Below are 20,021 nucleotides of genomic sequence, written 5' to 3'. Positions count from 1 at the left end.
CGGGACGGGCTGGTCTGCAGTGGGGGCACCGGGCACGTGAGGATCACAGCACATCGCGTCGAGACCGAGATCCCGATTTCTGCCGCTCTCTGGAGGAGCTAGCGACCGAAATCGGGATCTCCGTCGCATTGTCACTGAGCACGGCGCGGCGTGAGCGTGCGGCGGCCTGGTCAACGGCCCGGCCGGCGGAGATCGTCGGACGCCGGCGAGCGGGGGCATCCGCCGGTCCTCTGGGGCGCGCACGGCGCGCCCGGGATTCCACGTTTTCGAACCAGAGCCCCCGATTCCGGGCCGTTTCGCCGCGGTCGGAGGCCGGATGGCCGACGGGTGTCCGGAGGGTGAATCGGCGGAATCATGCGGAGACACGCCCGGGATCCCGCCCCGTATTGCGGCACCCCCTGGTTCCGCGTAATGTATTCCCTTGTCAGCGCAACGAAGCCGGGCAGCAGAAGCGGTCCGGTTCTTTTGAATGCGCAGCGAGCACAGAACATGTGCTAAGCTAGACAGGTTGCTGTTCGGAGCTTTCTTGCCGGTTGGTGGGGGTGACGGGTGGTGTCTGGTCTTTGAGAACTCAATAGTGTGCACTTGATTGTCATATGCCAATTTATTTAATCCCCGGCATCGACTGGTTTTCTGGTTGGTGTTGGTGATTCCTTTTTGGATAACGAAGAATCGTCAGCGCGGCTCCTTTTTTGGGGTTGTCTGGTTGGTTTTTGTTGTCAGGTCAAACTCGCGTCATGGCCCGTTTTTCCCGGGTTGTGTTCGCTTTTGTTTTTTACGGAGAGTTTGATCCTGGCTCAGGACGAACGCTGGCGGCGTGCTTAACACATGCAAGTCGAACGCTGAAGCTTGGAGCTTGCTCTGGGTGGATGAGTGGCGAACGGGTGAGTAACACGTGAGTAACCTGCCCCGAACTCTGGGATAAGCGCTGGAAACGGCGTCTAATACTGGATATGTCCTGTCACCGCATGGTGTGCAGGTGGAAAGATTTATCGGTTCGGGATGGACTCGCGGCCTATCAGCTTGATGGTGAGGTAATGGCTCACCATGGCGACGACGGGTAGCCGGCCTGAGAGGGTGACCGGCCACACTGGGACTGAGACACGGCCCAGACTCCTACGGGAGGCAGCAGTGGGGAATATTGCACAATGGGCGCAAGCCTGATGCAGCAACGCCGCGTGAGGGATGACGGCCTTCGGGTTGTAAACCTCTTTTGTCAGGGAAGAAGCGAAAGTGACGGTACCTGGAGAAAAAGCACCGGCTAACTACGTGCCAGCAGCCGCGGTAATACGTAGGGTGCAAGCGTTGTCCGGAATTATTGGGCGTAAAGAGCTCGTAGGCGGCTTGTCGCGTCTGCTGTGAAAACCCGAGGCTCAACCTCGGGCCTGCAGTGGGTACGGGCAAGCTAGAGTGCGGTAGGGGAGATTGGAATTCCTGGTGTAGCGGTGGAATGCGCAGATATCAGGAGGAACACCGATGGCGAAGGCAGATCTCTGGGCCGTAACTGACGCTGAGGAGCGAAAGCATGGGGAGCGAACAGGATTAGATACCCTGGTAGTCCATGCCGTAAACGTTGGGAACTAGATGTAGGGCCTGTTCCACGGGTTCTGTGTCGTAGCTAACGCATTAAGTTCCCCGCCTGGGGAGTACGGCCGCAAGGCTAAAACTCAAAGGAATTGACGGGGGCCCGCACAAGCGGCGGAGCATGCGGATTAATTCGATGCAACGCGAAGAACCTTACCAAGGCTTGACATGTAGAAGAACACTGCAGAGATGCAGGACTCTTTGGACACTTCTATACAGGTGGTGCATGGTTGTCGTCAGCTCGTGTCGTGAGATGTTCGGTTAAGTCCGGCAACGAGCGCAACCCTCGTCCTATGTTGCCAGCGGGTTATGCCGGGAACTCATGGGATACTGCCGTGGTCAACACGGAGGAAGGTGGGGATGACGTCAAATCATCATGCCCCTTATGTCTTGGGCTTCACGCATGCTACAATGGCCGGTACAAAGGGCTGCGATACCGTAAGGTGGAGCGAATCCCAAAAAGCCGGTCTCAGTTCGGATTGGGGTCTGCAACTCGACCCCATGAAGTCGGAGTCGCTAGTAATCGCAGATCAGCAACGCTGCGGTGAATACGTTCCCGGGCCTTGTACACACCGCCCGTCAAGTCATGAAAGTCGGTAACACCCGAAGCCGGTGGCCTAACCCTTGTGGAGGGAGCTGTCGAAGGTGGGACTGGTGATTAGGACTAAGTCGTAACAAGGTAGCCGTACCGGAAGGTGCGGCTGGATCACCTCCTTTCTAAGGAGCACTCGGAACTTTCGGGTTCCGTAGATTGACTCGAACAACGGCGAATGTTCGTTGCGAGTCGCTCATGGGTGGAACATATGACAACAAGCAATGCTTTGATCGTGTGGGTTTCAGTACGCCGCTTCTTCGGGAGTGGTTGGAACGGGCATGCGCGGTTCGGGGTGTTGCGTCGGGTGCATACTATTGGGTCCTGGAGGACCAGCCGGCTCGCCCTTTGTGGGTGGGTGGACTGAGACTTCTGACCCGCGGTCACGGAACGTGTTGTTCGTTGATTGCGGGATCGGCCGTACGTTGAGAACTACACAGTGGACGCGAGCATCTTAGCCAGCGTTGAGCGCGCTTCCCGTTTGCGGGGGGTGTGGTTGATGGTGGCTGATTTACTTTAATTTCATTGGTCGCGCATCGTCTGTGATTCTTTCGGGATGATCGGGTGGGTGCGTGTTCTAATTGATTGCTTATGTGATTTCAAGTTTCAAAGAGCAAACGGTGGATGCCTTGGCATCTGGAGCCGAAGAAGGACGTAGTAATCTGCGATAAGCCTCGGGGAGCCGATAAACGGGCTGTGATTCGAGGATTTCCGAATGGGGAAACCCCGCCAGGGCGCGTGCGTACCTGGTGACTCCCGCCTGAATATATAGGGCGGGTAGAGGGAACGTGGGGAAGTGAAACATCTCAGTACCCACAGGAAGAGAAAACAACATGTGATTCCGGTAGTAGTGGCGAGCGAACCCGGATGAGGCTAAACCGATCGTGTGTGATACCTGGCAGGGGTTGCATGGTCGGGGTTGTGGGACATGCCGGAAGACGCTGCTGAGTCTTCGACGTGAATGTGTAGCTATAGGAGAACCGCTTGGAACGGCGGACCGGAGTGGGTGAGAGTCCCGTATCCGAAATGGTGGCACTGCGTGGTGTGTATCCCAAGTAGCACGGGGCCCGAGAAATCCCGTGTGAATCTGTCAGGACCACCTGATAAGCCTAAATACTCCCAGATGACCGATAGCGGACTAGTACCGTGAGGGAAAGGTGAAAAGTACCCCGGGAGGGGAGTGAAAGAGTACCTGAAACCGTTTGCTTACAATCCGTCGGAGCCAGCTTGTACTGGTGACGGCGTGCCTTTTGAAGAATGAGCCTGCGAGTTAGCGATATGTGGCGAGGTTAACCCGTGTGGGGTAGCCGTAGCGAAAGCGAGTCTGAATAGGGCGATTCAGTCGCATGTCCTAGACCCGAAGCGAAGTGATCTATCCATGGCCAGGCTGAAGCGACGGTAAGACGTCGTGGAGGGCCGAACCCACTTAGGTTGAAAACTGAGGGGATGAGCTGTGGATAGGGGTGAAAGGCCAATCAAACTTCGTGATAGCTGGTTCTCTCCGAAATGCATTTAGGTGCAGCGTTGCGTGTTTCTTGCCGGAGGTAGAGCTACTGGATGGCCGATGGGCCCTACAAGGTTACTGACGTCAGCTAAACTCCGAATGCCGGTAAGTGAGAGCGCAGCAGTGAGACAGTGGGGGATAAGCTTCATTGTCGAGAGGGAAACAACCCAGATCGCCAACTAAGGTCCCTAAGCGTGTGCTAAGTGGAAAAGGATGTGGAGTTGCTGTGACAACCAGGAGGTTGGCTTAGAAGCAGCCACCCTTGAAAGAGTGCGTAATAGCTCACTGGTCAAGTGATTCCGCGCCGACAATGTAACGGGGCTCAAGCACACCACCGAAGTTGCGGCATTCATATAACAGGTAGGCCTTCGTGGTCCAGCCGTATGGATGGGTAGGAGAGCGTCGTGTGGCGAGTGAAGCGGCGGAGTGATCCAGTCGTGGATGCCACACGAGTGAGAATGCAGGCATGAGTAGCGAAAGACGGGTGAGAAACCCGTCCTCCGGAAGACCAAGGGTTCCAGGGTCAAGCTAATCTGCCCTGGGTAAGTCGGGACCTAAGGCGAGGCCGACAGGCGTAGTCGATGGACAACGGGTTGATATTCCCGTACCGGCGGTAAACCGTCAAAGACCTAACCAGTAGTGCTAAACAAACCAAGACTTGGTGGATCCTTCGGGTGAAGCCGGGTGGCGGCTGTGAACCCGAACTGGGGTGGTGAGCGTGAGGTGTGACGCAGGAAGGTAGCCAGTGCCGGGCGATGGTTGTCCCGGTGTAAGTATGTAGCCTGTCACTTTTTAAGAGATCGTGACGTGAAGGGTGAGATACGATGCGGACCCGTATGGGGAAGCTGGTGATCCTATGCTGCCGAGAAAAGCATCGACGTGAGGTTTGCTGTTGCCCGTACCCCAAACCGACTCAGGTGGTCAGGTAGAGAATACTCAGGAGATCGAGATAATCATGGTGAAGGAACTCGGCAAAATGCCCCCGTAACTTCGGGAGAAGGGGGGCCATCCACTTATACGGATTTACTCCGGAAAGGGTGTGGTGGCCGCAGAGACCAGTGGGAAGCGACTGTTTACTAAAAACACAGGTCCGTGCCAACACGCAAGTGGACGTATACGGACTGACGCCTGCCCGGTGCTGGAAGGTTAAGAGGAGAGGTTAGACTTCGGTCGAAGCTTTGAATTTAAGCCCCAGTAAACGGCGGTGGTAACTATAACCATCCTAAGGTAGCGAAATTCCTTGTCGGGTAAGTTCCGACCTGCACGAATGGCGTAACGACTTCCCAGCTGTCTCCACCGTGAACTCGGCGAAATTGCAGTACGAGTAAAGATGCTCGTTACGCGCAGAAGGACGGAAAGACCCCGTGACCTTTACTACAGCTTGGTATTGGTGTTCGGTGTGGCTTGTGTAGGATAGGTGGGAGACTGTGAAGCTCGGACGCTAGTTCGGGTGGAGTCATTGTTGAAATACCACTCTGGTCATATTGGATATCTAACTACGGACCCTGATCGGGTTCTGGGACAGTGCCTGGTGGGTAGTTTAACTGGGGCGGTTGCCTCCCAAAAAGTAACGGAGGCGCCCAAAGGTTCCCTCAACCTGGTTGGCAATCAGGTGGCGAGTGTAAGTGCACAAGGGAGCTTGACTGTGAGACTGACAGGTCGAGCAGGGACGAAAGTCGGGACTAGTGATCCGGCAGTGGCTTGTGGAAGCGCTGTCGCTCAACGGATAAAAGGTACCTCGGGGATAACAGGCTGATCTTGCCCAAGAGTCCATATCGACGGCATGGTTTGGCACCTCGATGTCGGCTCGTCGCATCCTGGGGCTGGAGTTGGTCCCAAGGGTTGGGCTGTTCGCCCATTAAAGCGGTACGCGAGCTGGGTTTAGAACGTCGTGAGACAGTTCGGTCCCTATCCTCTGCGCGCGTTGGAGATTTGAGAGGATCTGACCCTAGTACGAGAGGACCGGGTTGGACGGACCTCTGGTGTGCCAGTTGTTCTGCCAAGGGCATGGCTGGTTGGCTACGTTCGGGATGGATAACCGCTGAAAGCATCTAAGCGGGAAGCCGGCCTCGAGATGAGATCTCCCTACCCCTTAGCGGGTGTGAGGCTCCCAGTAGATGACTGGGTTGATAGGCCAGATGTGGAAGCACGGCAACGTGTGGAGCTGACTGGTACTAATAAGCCGACAACTTGACTTACATCCCACCACACCACGACCCCGGTCGCGTGTGTGCGTGAGAAATAAGCACCAAAGCAAATCGTAACGATGTATCGCGTCCACTTTGTGGTTCCCAACAGACGGCCCACACCCACCCCCTGAACACGCAACACCCCCAGGGGACGGTGTGCCACATGTTGATAGAGTTACGGCGGCCATAGCGTCAGGGAAACGCCCGGACACATTCCGAACCCGGAAGCTAAGACTGACAGCGCCAATGGTACTGCGAGGGGGACCTCGTGGGAGAGTAGGACACCGCCGGACACCCTTTCAGAGGGCCGTACAGTGAACGCCAGAGCTGGCGCTCACCGTACGGCCCTCTTCTCGTTTGTAGACTCGAATAGCTCAATAGCGTACTCCGGGAGGACCCATGAACGATCGACCCCAGCGGGACGAATCCGCGGATCGCGGTCCTCGGAAGAAGCACGACGGTTCGCGTCGCTCCGGATCATCACGGCCGCAGGGCGACCGGGGGCGCGACGAGCGCCGGGACGGCGCAACGGGCCGGCCCCGCCAGCAGGGCGATCACAACCGGCGAGGAGCCGAGGGTGGCTACCGCGGCACGGGTGGGCGCGACGAGCGGAAGCCGCGCCGTGAGTACGGCGACCGCGACGAGCGGAAGCCGCGCCGTGAGTACGGCGACCGCGATGATCGCCGTCCGCGTCGCGAGGGCGATGATCGCCGTCCGCGTCGCGAGTACGGCGACCGCGACGAGCGAGGCCCGCGTCGTGAGTACGGGGACCGGGATAATAGTCGTCCCCGCCGCGCGGGCGATGACCGCGCCTCGCGTCGCGACTACGGGAGCCGGGACGATCGCCGCCCGCGCCGCGATGCCGGTGACCGCGATGACCGTCGCCCGCGCCGCGAAGGCGAGCGCCATGGGGGCGAGCGCGGGTTCGACCGCCCTCGCCGCGACGACCGGCAATCGTACGGTCGGGGCGGTACGCGCGGCGGAGGGCGCAGCGATCGCGGCGGACGCGAGCGTCAGTACACGGAGGCCGAGCGCCTGCAGCACGAGCTGCGTCCCGTTCGCGCGGATCATCAGGATCCGGTGATTCCCGACGACGTGCAGGCGAAGGACCTCCACCCCGCTGCGCGCAACGAGCTGAAAACGCTGCAGGCTGACATCCAGGATCGCGTAGCGCGGCACCTGGCGATGGTCGCGCTGCTGATCGACGACGACGTGAACCTCGCGCACCAGCACGCCCTCTCCGCCAGCCGGCGGGCCGGCCGCATTCCCGTGACGCGCGAGACCCTGGCGATCACGGCGTATCGTTCGGGCGACTTCGCACTCGCGCTGCGCGAACTGCGCACCTACCGCCGCTTGAGCGGACAGGACGGGCACGTCGCCCTCATGGTGGATTGCGAGCGCGGCCTCGGCCGCCCGGAGAAGGCGATCGAGACCGGTCTCGGCGTCGACACGAGCCGGCTGGATGCGGAGCAGCGGGTGCACCTCGCCATCGCGATGTCGGGCGCTCGTCTCGACCTCGGGCAGACGCAGCAGGCGCTCTACGAGCTCGAGATCCCGGAACTGAACCCTCGGAAGGCGTTCTCCTGGAGCCCGGATCTCTTCGCGGCGTACGCCACAGTGCTCGAGGATCTCGGCCGGGATGCCGAGGCTCGGACGTGGCTGCAGCACGCCGACCGCGCGGCGTCTGCGCTGCAGGCGCATCTCGGTGCGCTCGACGAGCTCGAGGTCTTCGAGATCCACGAATCGCACGAGGAGCCCGCCCACGAGGACCCGGCCGACGACGCGTCCTCTGGTGCGGAGCTCTCCGACGAGCAGGAGAGCGCAGAGCCGGAGCACTCCGAGCAGGATACCCTCGCAGGAGCAGGCGATCAGACGGCGTCAGCGGTCGGATCGGACCGGACGGTCGAGGCGCCCGGCATCGAGGACGAGATCGCGGCGGAGGTCGACGAGCTGCTGGCGGAAGCAGGTATCGTCGACGATCCCGAGAATCGCGGCACCGGAGCGGGCGCCTAATGGGCCTGTTCGGCAGGAGAGCCTCGGAACTCGGTCCCGCCCCCGTCTCAGGGCGCGAGCTGCTGCTCGCGGATCTCGACGGCGTCGTCTATCGCGGGCCGGGGGCGATCCCGGGCGCGATCGAGCAGCTGAACCGCGCGAGCGAGTCGGCGCAGCTCGCCTACGTCACCAACAACGCCTCGCGCACCGACACGGCCGTCGCGGAGCATCTGCGGGAGCTCGGTCTGCGGGCGCGCCCGAGCGACGTCGTGACCTCCCCGCAGGCGGCGGTCGCGCTGCTCGCGCGCACGGTACCGGCGGGATCCCGCGTGCTCGTGGTGGGCGGCGACGGGCTGGTCGACGAACTCGGCAAGGCAGGCTTCGCGGTGACGCGCAGCGCCTCCGACGATCCCGCCGCGGTGGTGCAGGGCTTCGCTCCGCACGTGGGCTGGGAGCACCTCGCCGAGGCGGCGTTCGCGCTCGCCGAGCAGCCGGGGCGCGATCCGCTGCCCTGGATCGCCACGAACACCGACTGGACGATTCCCGTCGAACGGGGGCTCGCCCCGGGCAACGGGACGCTCGTCTCCGCGGTCCACACCGCGGTGCAGCGACTGCCCGTCTTCGCCGGCAAACCGGAGACGCCCATCTTCGACGCCGCGTTCGAGCGCTTCGGCACGAGAAACGCGCTCATGATCGGCGATCGGCTCGACACCGACATCAAGGGCGCTCGGGCCGCGGCGATCCCGTCGCTGCACGTGCTCACGGGCGTCGATCGGCCCAAGCAGCTCGTCGCCGCGTCGCAGGACATGCGCCCGGACTACATCGTCGCGTCGCTCGCGGAACTGCACGAACCGTATCCCGTGACGGAGCAGCTGAAGGACGGGACGATGCGGGTCGGGACCGCACGGGTGCGCATGGACGGGCACATCGCCCGGGTGGTCGCGGAGGGGGACTCGCCGCTCGACCTGCTGCGCGCCGGGTGCGCGGCGATCTGGGCCTCGGGGCTGGCGATCTATGGGCTGCGGGTGCCCGAGATCCTGTACGAGGATCACTGGCGCTTCTGAGCCGCCCGGTGTCGGGGGCGCCGGATAGGCTGGTCCCATGAGCGGAATCGAGGATCGCGCGGCTGAGCCGGCTGCTCAGCCGGCTGCTGAGTTGGCGGCTGAGCCGGCTGTTGAGCCGGCTGCTGAGTCGGCTGCTCAGCCGGCTGCAGCACCGGCGGCGACCGCCCCGGAGGCGGTCGTGCCGGTTCCGAGCGGAGGGTCCGAGACCACCGCCACGTCTCACGCGCGCGGCGACGAGGACGGCCTGCTCGACCGGATCGGGCTCATCGAGGCGCAGCCCCTGCCGCAGCGCGCGGCCGGCTTCGAGCAGGTGCACGACGAGCTCTTGGCAGAGCTGCAGCGGAGCGACCACGGTGGCGTCTGACGCGCGCAGCGGCTCCGCGGAATCCGCGCAGGCGGACGGGCTCCGCGCATCCGTCTGGACGGGAGCGGCCGAACGCCTCGACCGCGTTCTCCCGCAGCTCGGCCTGGCCCGATCCCGCAGCCGCGCCGCCGAGCTCATCGCGAGCGGCGGGGTGCGGCTCGACGGCGCTCCCGCGGCGAAGGCCGGGATGCGCGTGGAGCCGGGATCCCGCATCGAGGTCACCGCGGCCGATCACTACGTCAGCCGCGCCGCCGCGAAGTTGCTCGAGGGTCTCGACCGCTTCGGGGTCGACCCGGCCGGCAGGATCGCCCTCGACGTCGGTGCGTCGACGGGCGGCTTCACCCAGGTGCTGCTCGAGCGCGGCGCGTCCGCCGTGCTGGCGATCGATGTGGGTCGCGACCAGTTCGCCGTCGAGCTGCGCGACGACCCGCGCGTGCGCCTCGTCGAGGGGTGCAATGCGCGGGATCTGACTCCCGAGGGCCTCGCATCCGAGACCGGAATCGTCGAGCGGCCCGACCTGGTCGTCGCGGATCTCTCGTTCATCTCGCTCTCGCTTGTGCTGCCGGCCATCGCGCGCACCGCGGCGCCCGACGCCGAGCTCGTGCTGCTCGTCAAACCGCAGTTCGAGGTGGGCCGTGTGCGCGACGGAGTGGTGACCGATCCCGCCCAGTGGGCCGAGGCGATCCGCATCGTGCTGCGCTCCGCGCGCGAGCACGGGTTCGCCGCGCACGGACTCGCCGCGTCGCCCATCACCGGAGGCAGCGGCAACCGGGAGTTTCTCGCCCACTTCGCGCGGGGAGAACGCGCGGGCGGGGCGGCGCCCGATCCGACAGAATGGGAGGATCGGATCGCGCGCCTCTGCGCGCCCCGCAAACTGCCCGCCCGGTCGGGTGCACGGACGGAGGGAGCAGCATGACCACCACGCAGGACGGCGCCGTGCGCCGCATCCTGATCGTCTCGCACACGCACCGCGACGAGGCGGTCTCGGCCACGGTCGAGGCGGTGTCGGCCCTGCATCGGGCCGGGGTGGTTCCGGTGCTCGACGCGCAGGATCGCGAGGAGTTCGCCCCGCACATCGAGATCGAGCAGATCGCGCAGCTCGGACGCGATGTGCGGGTCGATCAGCTCGAGGTCGCCATCGTGCTCGGCGGTGACGGGACGATCCTGCGCGCCGCGGAACTGCTGCGCGGTTCCGAGTGCCCCATCGTCGGAGTCAACCTGGGCCACGTCGGCTTCCTCGCCGAGATGGAGAGCTACGACCTCGCGTCCACGATCGATCGGGTGCTGCGGCGCGACTACACCGTCGAGGAGCGCCTGACGCTCGATGTGCGCGCCACCTGCGACGGAGAGGTGATCGCCGACACCTGGGCGCTCAACGAGGCGAGTGTCGAGAAGCGCCGGCGCATGCTCGAGGTCGAGATCGGCGTCGACGGCCTGCCGGTCTCGGCCTTCGCCTGCGACGGAGTGGTGCTCGCCACCCCCACGGGGTCGACGGCGTACGCCTTCTCCGCCGGCGGTCCCGTCGTGTGGCCGAGCGTGCAGGCGATGCTGGTGGTGCCGATCGCGGCGCACGCGCTGTTCGACCGTCCGCTGGTGACCGGGACCGACTCGGTGCTCAGCGTGCGCATCCTCCCCGAGAACATCGGTCCGGGTGTGATGTGGTGCGACGGGCGCCGCCGCACCGAGCTGCCGGCCGGTTCGGTCGTGGAGGTGTGCCGATCCGAGCACTCGGTGCGACTGGCGCGACTCAACGAGGGCGTCTTCTCCGACCGTCTCGTGCGCAAGTTCCATCTTCCCGTCTCCGGGTGGCGCGGTCCGCGGCGCGAGGGGGAGGAGCACGCGTGATCGAGGAGCTGCGGATCCGGGATCTCGGGGTCATCGCCGACGCGACGCTGCCGCTCGGCCCGGGGTTCACCGCGATCACCGGTGAGACCGGCGCGGGCAAGACCATGGTCGTGAGCGCGCTCGGCCTGCTCATGGGAGAGCGCAGCGACGCCGGGGCCGTGCGCGCAGGTGCCGGGCAGGCGCGCGTGGGCGGGGTGGTGCGGGTCGACGACCCGGCCGTTGCGGAGCTGGTCGACGATCTCGGCGGCGACGTCGAGGAGGGCGAGCTGGTGCTGAGCCGCACGGTCAGCGCCGAGGGGCGCAGCCGGGCGAGCGTGGGCGGCGCCGGTGCGCCCGTCGGATCGCTCGGGCGTCTCGCCGAGCGGCTGTTCGCGGTGCACGGGCAGTCGGAGCAGCTGCGGCTGAAGTCGCTCGCGGCGCAGCGCGACACGATCGATCGCTTCGGCGGGGAAGCGCTCGCGGAAGTGCTGCGCGAGTACCGCGCTGCGCATCGCGAGCGGCAGGAGCTGACCGAGCGGGTCTCGGAGCTGTCGGGCGCGCGCGACGAGCGGGCGGCGGAGGCCGCGCGACTGCGCGGGGAGCTGGAGGAGATCTCCGGGGTCGATCCGCAGCCGGGCGAGGAGGCGGATCTCGCCCAGCGCATCGAGCTGCTGAGCAACGTCGAGGCGCTGCGCTCGGCGACCCAGACCGCGCACGAGGCGCTCGCGAGCGACTCGGACGATCCGATGGCCCGAGACGCCGGCGGCCTCGTCGACGAGGCCGTGCGAGAGATCGAGCGGGTGGCCGATCACGACCGGCGCCTCGCCGCCGTGCTCGAGACACTGCGCGGTGTGAGCTTCCAGGTGGCCGACGCGGCGCGCGAACTCGCAGCCTATGCCTCCGACCTCGACCAGGAGGGGCCCGGCGAGCTCGTGAGCGCGAACGAGCGGCTCGCGGCGCTGAACGCGCTGTTCCGGGTGTACGGCGCCGATTCGGGCGAGGTGGTCGAGTACGCGGCCGGCGCCTCGCGGCGCCTCGCCGAGATCGACGGCGATGACGGCCGCATCGACGAGCTGACCGAGCGCCTGGAGTCGACCGGGGCGCGCGAGCGCGCGCTCGCGGACCGGCTCACGGAGCTGCGCGGCGAGGCGGCGACGAGGCTCTCCGAGCTCGTCACGGTCGAGCTGCGTCAGCTCGCCCTGCCGGATGCGGAGTTCGTCGCGCGCGTGGCGCCGCTCGAGACGCTCGGCGCGTCGGGCGGGGACGAGGTGCAGCTGCTGCTGAGCCCGCATCCCGGCGCGTCGCCGCGCCCCATCGCCAAGAGTGCCTCGGGCGGCGAGCTGTCCCGCGTCATGCTGGCGCTCGAGGTGGTGCTGGCCGGGGCGGACCCGGTGCCCACCTTCGTGTTCGACGAGGTCGACGCGGGCGTGGGCGGAGCCGCCGCGATCGAGATCGGCCGTCGGCTCGCGCGCCTCGCGCGCACCTCGCAGGTGATCGTGGTCACCCACCTCGCGCAGGTGGCGGCCTTCGCCAACAACCACCTGCAGGTGGTCAAGGACTCCTCGGGGGGGTTCACCGAGAGCAGCTGCCGCCGCCTCGACGGCGAAGAACGTCTGGCCGAGATGGCCCGGCTGCTCTCCGGCCTGAGCGACTCGGGGAGCGCGCTCGAACACGCCGCAGAGCTGCTGGCGCTGCGCGACGCGTGAATGTCTCCGGCGAGTGCTACGCTCGCCAGCATGGTCAAGTGGTTCGGGCGCAACAGGCGGCATGACGAGAAGCCTGGCATCGGCGACGATGCGGCGACGAAGGCGGCGTACATGGACAGCCACCCCGACGTGGTGCACGCCGACATCGAGCAGATGGATTCGGACACGCGCGAGATGTACCGCGACGCGCGCGAGGCGGCGGTCGACGCCCGTGAGGAGCGCGCGAGGACGACGGCGCGGGAGTACGTGGTGCGCGGCCCGTTCCAGCTGGGCTTCACGGTCACGCTCGGGGTGCTCGTCGCGCTGCTGTTCGGCGCCATGGTGGAGCAGCTCAGCACGATCATCATGTACGTGGCGGCGGCGCTCTTCGTGGCGCTGGGGCTCGACCCGGTCGTGCGGCGGCTCGAACGGAAGGGCCTCAACCGTCCGCTCGGCATCGCTGTGGTGTTCGGCGGCTTCGTGCTGGTGATCGCGGGCCTCTTGGCGATCATCATCCCGATGATCGCCAACCAGATCACGCTGCTCGTGCGCAGCGCCCCCACCCTCTTCCGCGACGTCACGCAGCAGCCCTGGTTCCTCGACCTGCAGGACCGGTTCGGGCGCTTCATCGACTTCGACGGCCTGCTGCAGATGGGGCAGGACCTCGTGAGCAAGCCGGAGAACTGGGCGCAGGTCGCCGGAGGGGTGTGGCAGGCCGGCATCGGCATCGCGAACGGCCTGACCGCCGCCCTCATCGTGCTGATCCTCACCCTCTACTTCCTGGCCTCGCTGCGCACCATCAAGCGGGCCTTCTACTCGCTCGTGCCCCGCTCGGGACGCGCGAAGGTGATGGACATCACCGAGCAGGTCACCAAGTCGGTCGGCGGCTACGTCAACGGCATGGTGGTGCTCGCCTTCATCAACTCGGTGCTCGGCTTCATCATGATGACGATCGTGGGCGTGCCCTTCGCCGGGCTGGTCGCGGTCGGCGTCTTCCTGCTGGCGCTGATCCCGCTCATCGGCTCGGTGGCGGCGACGGTGCTCGTCTCGATCGTGGCGCTCTTCAACTCGCCCACCACCGCGATCATCGCGGCCGCCTACTACCTCATCTACATGCAGATCGAGTCGTACCTGCTCACCCCGAGAGTGATGAACCGCGTCGTCTCGGTGCCCGGATCGCTCGTGGTGATCGGCGCGCTCGCCGGCGGCACGCTGCTCGGCCTGCTCGGCGCCCTCATCTCGATCCCGGTCACCGCGATGGTGCTGATGATCATCAAGCAGGTGTGGGTGCCCCGGCAGGAACTGCGCTAGAGCAATCGCCGGGACCCGGACAGGCGATCGACGCCCCGCAGCAGCGCGAGCCTGCTCTCGGCGCGGAAGAGGTCCGCCGGGGGATCCTCGATGTCGACGAGCCCGGCGCGGTCGGTGCGCGGTGGCCGTGGAGCACCGTCGTCCGCTCGTCCGCATCGGGGAGGACGAGGCCGGCGACGGCATCGACGTCGGAGGCAAGGATCCAGCGGCCCGAGCCGAACCCGGTTGTGCTGCGGGGGCCGCCCTCGCGCCGGTAGTCCGCGCCCCCGTCGAGCACGCGCACCGCGAAGCGCTGGCGGAGCACGCGGATGCCGGGAACGAAGACGTGGTGGGTGACGGGATCGGGCAGCAGCCCCTCGGGCTCGGAGTTCGAGGTGATCAGCGTCGCGATGCTCCTGCGGGCGAGCGCGTCGAGCAGCCGGTTCAGCAGGCTTGCGCCGCCGGGGTCGTGCACGTGCAGCTCGTCGAAGAAGAACAGCCGCACCCTGTCGAGCAGATCTTCCACGGTCGCCTCGATCGCCGCTCGCGCGCTGAGCTGCGCCCCGAAGCGGCTCTGCAGCTCCTGGAAGAACGTGTGGAAGTGCACGCGACGCTTCTGGGACTCGGGGATCGGGGCGGCCTGGAAGATCTCCTCCATCAGCCGCGTCTTGCCGCGCCCGGCCGGGCCGTGCACGTAGAACCCCGAGGGATTCGCGTCGGAATCGCGCTCCGGCACGGGATCGCGATCCGGGGCGGGATCCGGCTCTGTCTCGAGGGTGCGCTCCAGAACGGTGGCGATCTCTGCGAGCATCGCGCGCTGCGCCGGATCGAGCACGATGCCCTGTGCGGCGGCCGATCCCTCGACCGCTGCGGCGATCCCCGTCGGAGCTCCCTCAGAGGGAGTCGTCTACGCCTTTGCGCTCGTCCGCTGCATCCGTGCTTCCCGTCTCCCGTGCGTGTGGGCGCTCCGATCGCCCACCCCAGCCTAGGCGCCGCTGCTCTGTGAGTGCGCTCGCGCCGTCGTCCTGCGCGGAGTCGCGAAGCCTTCCCGCTCCGTCGTCCTGCGCGAACGGAGTGAGTCGCAGGATCCACGTCTGTGGATCCAGCGACTGCGGCTCGTTCCTCGCCTCCGCGCAGGATGACGGTGGGGGCGCTGTGCTCGCCTCCGCGCAGGATGACGGTGGGGGCGCTGTGCTCGCCTCCGCGCAGGATGACGGCGGTGCGGTGCGCTGCACCCGCGCCGACGCGTATTCTGGCAGGGGTGAGCGGATCCCGCGCGAGCGGGAGGGCGCGATCCGAACGGGCAGGTGACGACCGCTGCCCGGGAAGGCCCCTCAAGTGATAGGATCGAAGCCCGTGGGAATACAGCAGCGCGCGGACCAGACAGGCATCACCAAGCACATCTTCGTCACCGGGGGTGTCGTCTCCTCTCTCGGCAAGGGCCTCACCGCCGCGAGCCTCGGCAATCTCCTGACCGCTCGCGGTCTGCGCGTGGTCATGCAGAAGCTGGATCCCTACCTCAATGTCGATCCCGGCACGATGAACCCGTTCCAGCACGGCGAGGTCTTCGTGACCGATGACGGGGCCGAGACCGATCTCGACATCGGGCACTACGAGCGCTTCCTCGGCATCGACCTCTCGCAGGCCGCGAACGTCACGACCGGCCAGGTCTACTCGACGGTCATCGCGAAGGAGCGCCGCGGCGAGTACCTCGGCGACACCGTGCAGGTGATCCCGCACATCACCAACGAGATCAAGCGCCGAATGCGCCTGCAGGCCGAGGAGGATCCGCGCCCCGACGTCATCATCACCGAGGTGGGCGGCACGGTGGGCGATATCGAGTCGCAGCCGTTCCTCGAGTCGGCGCGCCAGGTGCGCCACGAGCTCGGACGCAACAACGTGTTCTTCGTGCACGTGTCGCTCGTGCCGTTCATGGGCGCCTCCGGCGAGCAGAAGACCAAGCCGACCCAGCACTCCGTCGCGGCGCTGCGCTCCATCGGCATTCAGCCCGACGCGCTCGTGCTGCGCAGCGATCGTCCCGTCACCGACGACAACCTGCGCAAGATCGCCCTCATGTGCGACGTCGACGAGAACGCGGTGGTCAACGCGGTCGACGTGCCGAGCATCTACGACCTGCCGCGCTTGCTCAACGACCAGGGCCTCGATCGGATCATTGTCGAGAACCTCGGGCTCGGCGAGCGGGCTCGAGACGTCGACTGGACCGGCTGGCAGCCCGTGCTCGACGCGGTGCACCACCCGAAGGGCGAGATCACCCTCGCGCTCGTCGGCAAGTACATCGACCTGCCCGACGCCTACCTCTCGGTCACCGAGGCCCTGCGGGCCGGCGGCTTCGCGCACTCCACCAAGGTCAACATCAAGTGGGTGCCGTCGGACGACTGCGAGACGCCCGAGGGGGCGCTCGAGGCGCTCGGCGATGTCCACGGCATCTGCGTGCCCGGCGGCTTCGGCATCCGCGGCATCGAGGGCAAGCTCGGAGCGCTGCGCTTCGCCCGCGAGAACGGCATCCCGACGCTGGGCCTCTGCCTGGGCCTGCAGTGCATGGTGATCGAGTACGCGCGCAACGTGGCCGGCCTCGAGGGCGCCTCGTCGACCGAGTTCGACCCCGAGACGCCCGTGCCGGTGATCGCCACGATGGCCGAGCAGGTCGACATCATCGACGGCGGTGATCTCGGCGGCACCATGCGACTGGGGCTGTACGAGGCGGCACTCGCCGAGGGCTCGCTCGCCGCAGAGCTCTACGGGGCGCCCGTGGCGAGCGAACGCCACCGTCACCGCTACGAGGTCAACAACCGCTACCGCGAGCAGATCGCTGCGGCGGGGCTGTCGTTCTCGGGCACGAGCCCCGACGGCCGGCTGGTCGAGTACGTGGAGCTGCCCGCCGCGCAGCACCCCTTCTACATCGCGACCCAGGCGCACCCCGAGCTGCGCTCGCGTCCCGGGATCCCGCACCCGCTCTTCGCGGGTCTCGCCGGCGCCGCGATCGACCGCCGCGAGGCGGCCCTGCTCTTCGAGGTCGACGGAGAGGCGGATGCCGAGGCCGGCTCCGGCGACGGCTCCGGGACCGGTGCCGAGGCCGGCTCCGTCACCGGCGCCGGCGAGTAGGCGGCGACCGTGGCGGATCAGCCCGACGGCCTCGCCGACGCGCGCGCCGAGGTGCGCGTGCTCGACAGCGAGCTGCTCGTGCGCGGTCGGGTCTGGGACGTGCGTCGGGACCGCTTCGAGTTCGGCGGCTCCGAGCTGGTGCGCGACTACCTGGACCACCCGGGGGCGGTCGCCGTGCTGGCGATCGACGCCGACGACCGGGTGCTGCTGATCCGCCAGTACCGCCACGCGATCGGGCACCGCGACTGGGAGATCCCGGCGGGGCTCATGGACGCGCCGGGGGAGCCCGGCCTGAGCGCGGCGCAGCGGGAGCTGGCCGAGGAGGCCGATCTGCGCGCCGAGCGCTGGGATCTGCTGCTGGATCTGTTCCTGTCGCCCGGGGGCACGAGCGAGGCCATGCGCATCTTTCTCGCGCGGGATCTGCACCGCGTCGACCACGACTACGTGCGCGCCGACGAGGAGGCCGAACTGGTGCCGCGCTGGGTGTCGCTCGACGAGGTGGTCGCTGCCGCGCTCGACGGGCGCGTGCAGAACGCCGTCACCGCGAGCGCGGTGCTGGCCGCCTGGGCCGCCCGCGCGCGCGGCTGGGAGACGCTGCGCGATCCCGAGCTGCCCTGGACCGCCCGCGAGGCGTCGCGGGGCGAGCGCTCGAGCTGAGTGCGGACGACGGTGGATGTGAGCGGCGGGACGCGGTCGTGCGAGGCGTGATCGAGCGACGGGTCGCGGCCGGATGAGTGAGCGGACCGCACCGCGTCGGGGTGCGCCGAGCGCGGCTCAGGGCATCGAGCGCTATCTGCGCCACGTCGCCCTGGAGCGGGGGCTCTCGGCCAACAGCCAGGCGGCCTATCGTCGCGATCTCGAGGCCTATGCGGCGTGGCTCGAGGCGCGGGGAGTCCGGGATCTCTCCGCCGTCACCCCCGAGACGCTCTCGGAGTACGTGGTGGATCTGGGGCGGCCCGCGGATCCCGCAGCCGAGGCCGCGCGGCCTCCGCTGGCCCCGGCCTCCATCACCCGGCGCCTCTCCACCGTGCGCGGCATGCACCGCTTCCTGTTCGAGGAGGGGCTGCTCGAGAGCCACGCAGGCAGCGGGGTGCGCACGCCGAAGCGCGCGCAACGGCTGCCGAAGGCGCTCGCCGTCGAGGACGTGGAGGCGCTGCTCGCCGCGGCAGGCGGAGCGCCGGAGGACGGCGCGCCCGGCGGCGACGATCCGGTCGGGCTGCGCGACCGGGCGCTGCTCGAACTGCTCTACGCGACCGGGGCCCGCGTCAGCGAGGTCACCGCGCTCGACGTCGACGACCTGCTCACGGGCGCGGGCCGGGGAGACGTGTGGGGCGATCCGCTGCGCGCGCTCGGCGAGGGCGGGCTGCTGCGGGTCACCGGCAAGGGGTCCAAGCAGCGGATCGTGCCCTACGGGAGCTACGCCGGGCGTGCGCTCGCCGCCTATCTCGTGCGCGCGCGGCCGCCGATGGCGGAGCGCGGGCGGGGCACTCCGGCGCTCTTCGTCGGCCCCCGCGGGGGCCGACTGTCGCGCCAGAGCGCCTGGCTGGTGATCCGCGCGGCCGCCGAGCGCGCCGGCATCACGAGCGAGGTGTCGCCCCATACGCTGCGCCACTCCTTCGCCACGCACCTGCTGGCGGGAGGCGCCGATGTGCGCACCGTGCAGGAGCTGCTGGGCCACGCCTCGGTGACGACGACGCAGATCTACACCCAGGTGACGGCCGACACGCTGCGCGAGCACTACCTGCTGGCGCACCCGCGCGCGCGATAACCGCGTGCGCCGGGCCGCGCCGGTTGAACGAGGAACGCAGTGACGAGTCGAAACCCGGGCGCCCCGGGAGTCGACTCGCTCCGCTCGCGCGACCGGCGCCTCGCCCGGGGCTGCGCCGCTCCAGTCCGCCGCGCGATAGGATGGAGCGTTAGCGAGCGAGAGGAGGACCGGGCATGGCGAAGCAGAAGGTCGAGCTGGGGCCCACCGGCCGTCCCGACCGCGTCATCCCTGCTCCCCGGAAGCTCGACCGGCACGGCCCCGCGCGCATCATCGCGATGTGCAACCAGAAGGGCGGCGTCGGCAAGACGACGAGCACCATCAACCTCGCGGCGGCGCTCGCGCGCTACGGCCGCAGGGTGCTCGCGGTCGACTTCGATCCGCAGGGCGCCCTCTCGGCCGGCCTCGGCGTGCCCGCGCACGATGTGCCCACGATCTACGACCTCATGCTGAGCAAGGTGAAGGATCCGCGCGACGCGATCCAGCGCACCGAGACCGCCGGGCTCGACGTGATCCCGGCCAACATCGATCTCTCGGCCGCCGAGGTGCACCTCGTCACCGAGGTGGCGCGCGAGCAGATCCTCGCCGGCGTGCTGCGCAAGGTCGCCGATGACTACGACGTGATCCTCATCGACTGCCAGCCCTCGCTCGGCCTGCTCACGGTGAACGCGCTCACGGCGAGCCACGGCGTGCTGATCCCGCTTGCCTGCGAGTACTTCGCGCTGCGCGGCGTGGCGCTGCTCGTCGAGACGATCGACAAGGTGCGGGATCGGCTCAACCCGGCCCTCGAGCTCGACGGCATCCTCGCCACCATGTACGACCCCCGCACGCTGCACGCGCGGGAGGTGCTCGAGCGCGTCGTCGACACCTTCGGCGACACGGTCTTCGACACCGTGATCGGCCGCACGGTGAAGCTGCCCGACGCGCAGATCGCGGCGAAGCCGATCCTCGACTACGCGCCCTCGAACGCGGCTTCCGAGGCGTATCTGAAGCTCGCGCGCGAGCTCGTGCAGCGCGGCGTGGTCGCCTAGGGATCGACACCGTC

Annotated in this window: 13 protein-coding genes and 3 rRNA genes; 14 read left to right on the top strand and 2 right to left on the bottom strand. The window is 67.1% G+C overall.

The window, feature by feature from the left end:
* The first annotated feature begins 774 nt into the window (after window positions 1–774).
* From EVS81_RS06490 to rrf, 3 genes are all read left to right on the top strand, one after another.
* A 16S ribosomal RNA gene (locus EVS81_RS06490) occupies window positions 775–2,301 on the top strand.
* Window positions 2,302–2,773: 472 nt separating this feature from the next.
* Window positions 2,774–5,878: ribosomal RNA gene (locus tag EVS81_RS06485) — 23S ribosomal RNA — on the top strand.
* 167 nt (window positions 5,879–6,045) lie between these two features.
* Window positions 6,046–6,162, top strand: a 5S ribosomal RNA gene (rrf, locus tag EVS81_RS06480).
* The 16S, 23S and 5S rRNA genes sit together here, the layout of an rRNA operon.
* Before the next feature lie 187 nt (window positions 6,163–6,349).
* Here the strand turns inward: rrf and EVS81_RS06475 are convergent.
* Window positions 6,350–6,940 carry a hypothetical protein gene (locus tag EVS81_RS06475; protein WP_130109660.1) on the bottom strand — a complete coding sequence of 197 codons (591 nt, stop codon included), beginning with the start codon at window positions 6,938–6,940 and terminating at the stop codon, window positions 6,350–6,352.
* Window positions 6,941–6,949: 9 nt separating this feature from the next.
* Here EVS81_RS06475 and EVS81_RS06470 point away from each other — a divergent pair, with 9 nt between their 5' ends.
* From EVS81_RS06470 to EVS81_RS06435, 7 genes are all read left to right on the top strand, one after another.
* Window positions 6,950–7,882: a tetratricopeptide repeat protein gene (locus EVS81_RS06470; RefSeq protein ID WP_240740010.1), complete on the top strand. Its 933-nt coding sequence runs from the start codon at window positions 6,950–6,952 to the stop codon at window positions 7,880–7,882.
* On the top strand, window positions 7,882–8,925 hold the full coding sequence (locus EVS81_RS06465; protein ID WP_130109659.1) for an HAD-IIA family hydrolase: 1,044 nt from the start codon (window positions 7,882–7,884) through the stop codon (window positions 8,923–8,925). Before EVS81_RS06470 ends, EVS81_RS06465 begins: the two co-directional genes overlap by 1 nt.
* A 37-nt stretch (window positions 8,926–8,962) precedes the next feature.
* Complete coding sequence (locus tag EVS81_RS16065) at window positions 8,963–9,289, top strand: hypothetical protein (protein WP_240740009.1); 327 nt, start codon at window positions 8,963–8,965, stop codon at window positions 9,287–9,289.
* A 103-nt stretch (window positions 9,290–9,392) separates the two neighbouring features.
* Window positions 9,393–10,205 carry a TlyA family RNA methyltransferase gene (locus EVS81_RS06450; RefSeq protein WP_420813278.1) on the top strand — a complete coding sequence of 271 codons (813 nt, stop codon included), beginning with the start codon at window positions 9,393–9,395 and terminating at the stop codon, window positions 10,203–10,205.
* Entirely contained in the window at window positions 10,202–11,134 is a 933-nt protein-coding gene (locus tag EVS81_RS06445; RefSeq protein ID WP_130109656.1) for an NAD kinase, read from the top strand. Before EVS81_RS06450 ends, EVS81_RS06445 begins: the two co-directional genes overlap by 4 nt.
* A complete protein-coding gene (gene recN, locus EVS81_RS06440; protein WP_130109655.1) occupies window positions 11,131–12,819 on the top strand; it encodes a DNA repair protein RecN in 1,689 nt (562 codons plus the stop codon). The genes EVS81_RS06445 and recN overlap by 4 nt, the downstream gene beginning before the upstream one ends.
* A gap of 30 nt (window positions 12,820–12,849) precedes the next feature.
* On the top strand, window positions 12,850–14,109 hold the full coding sequence (locus tag EVS81_RS06435) for an AI-2E family transporter (RefSeq protein ID WP_130109654.1): 1,260 nt from the start codon (window positions 12,850–12,852) through the stop codon (window positions 14,107–14,109).
* On the opposite strand, the gene zapE is transcribed toward EVS81_RS06435, so the two are convergent.
* The gene (gene zapE / locus EVS81_RS06430; protein WP_240740008.1) at window positions 14,072–14,899 is read right to left on the bottom strand and encodes a cell division protein ZapE; all 828 of its coding nucleotides are present in this window, start codon (window positions 14,897–14,899) and stop codon (window positions 14,072–14,074) included. The two genes, EVS81_RS06435 and zapE, sit on opposite strands and share 38 nt — an antisense overlap.
* Before the next feature lie 545 nt (window positions 14,900–15,444).
* Between zapE and EVS81_RS06425 the strand changes: the two genes are divergently transcribed.
* From EVS81_RS06425 to EVS81_RS06410, 4 genes are all read left to right on the top strand, one after another.
* A complete protein-coding gene (locus EVS81_RS06425; protein WP_276319091.1) occupies window positions 15,445–17,211 on the top strand; it encodes a CTP synthase in 1,767 nt (588 codons plus the stop codon).
* Between the two features lie 9 nt (window positions 17,212–17,220).
* A complete protein-coding gene (locus EVS81_RS06420) occupies window positions 17,221–17,868 on the top strand; it encodes an NUDIX domain-containing protein (protein WP_130109653.1) in 648 nt (215 codons plus the stop codon).
* A 73-nt stretch (window positions 17,869–17,941) separates the two neighbouring features.
* Window positions 17,942–18,979 carry a site-specific tyrosine recombinase XerD gene (locus tag EVS81_RS06415; RefSeq protein WP_130109652.1) on the top strand — a complete coding sequence of 346 codons (1,038 nt, stop codon included), beginning with the start codon at window positions 17,942–17,944 and terminating at the stop codon, window positions 18,977–18,979.
* Window positions 18,980–19,152: 173 nt separating this feature from the next.
* Window positions 19,153–20,007 (top strand): ParA family protein, encoded by an 855-nt coding sequence (locus tag EVS81_RS06410; protein ID WP_130109651.1) that lies wholly within the window; start codon window positions 19,153–19,155, stop codon window positions 20,005–20,007.
* The last annotated feature ends 14 nt before the right edge of the window (window positions 20,008–20,021 follow it).

Source organism: Leucobacter triazinivorans, from assembly GCF_004208635.1.
Classification (GTDB): Bacteria; Actinomycetota; Actinomycetes; order Actinomycetales; family Microbacteriaceae; genus Leucobacter; species Leucobacter triazinivorans.
The sequence above is the reverse complement of the archived record's forward strand: the minus strand, read 5'-3'. Positions and strand labels throughout refer to the sequence as shown.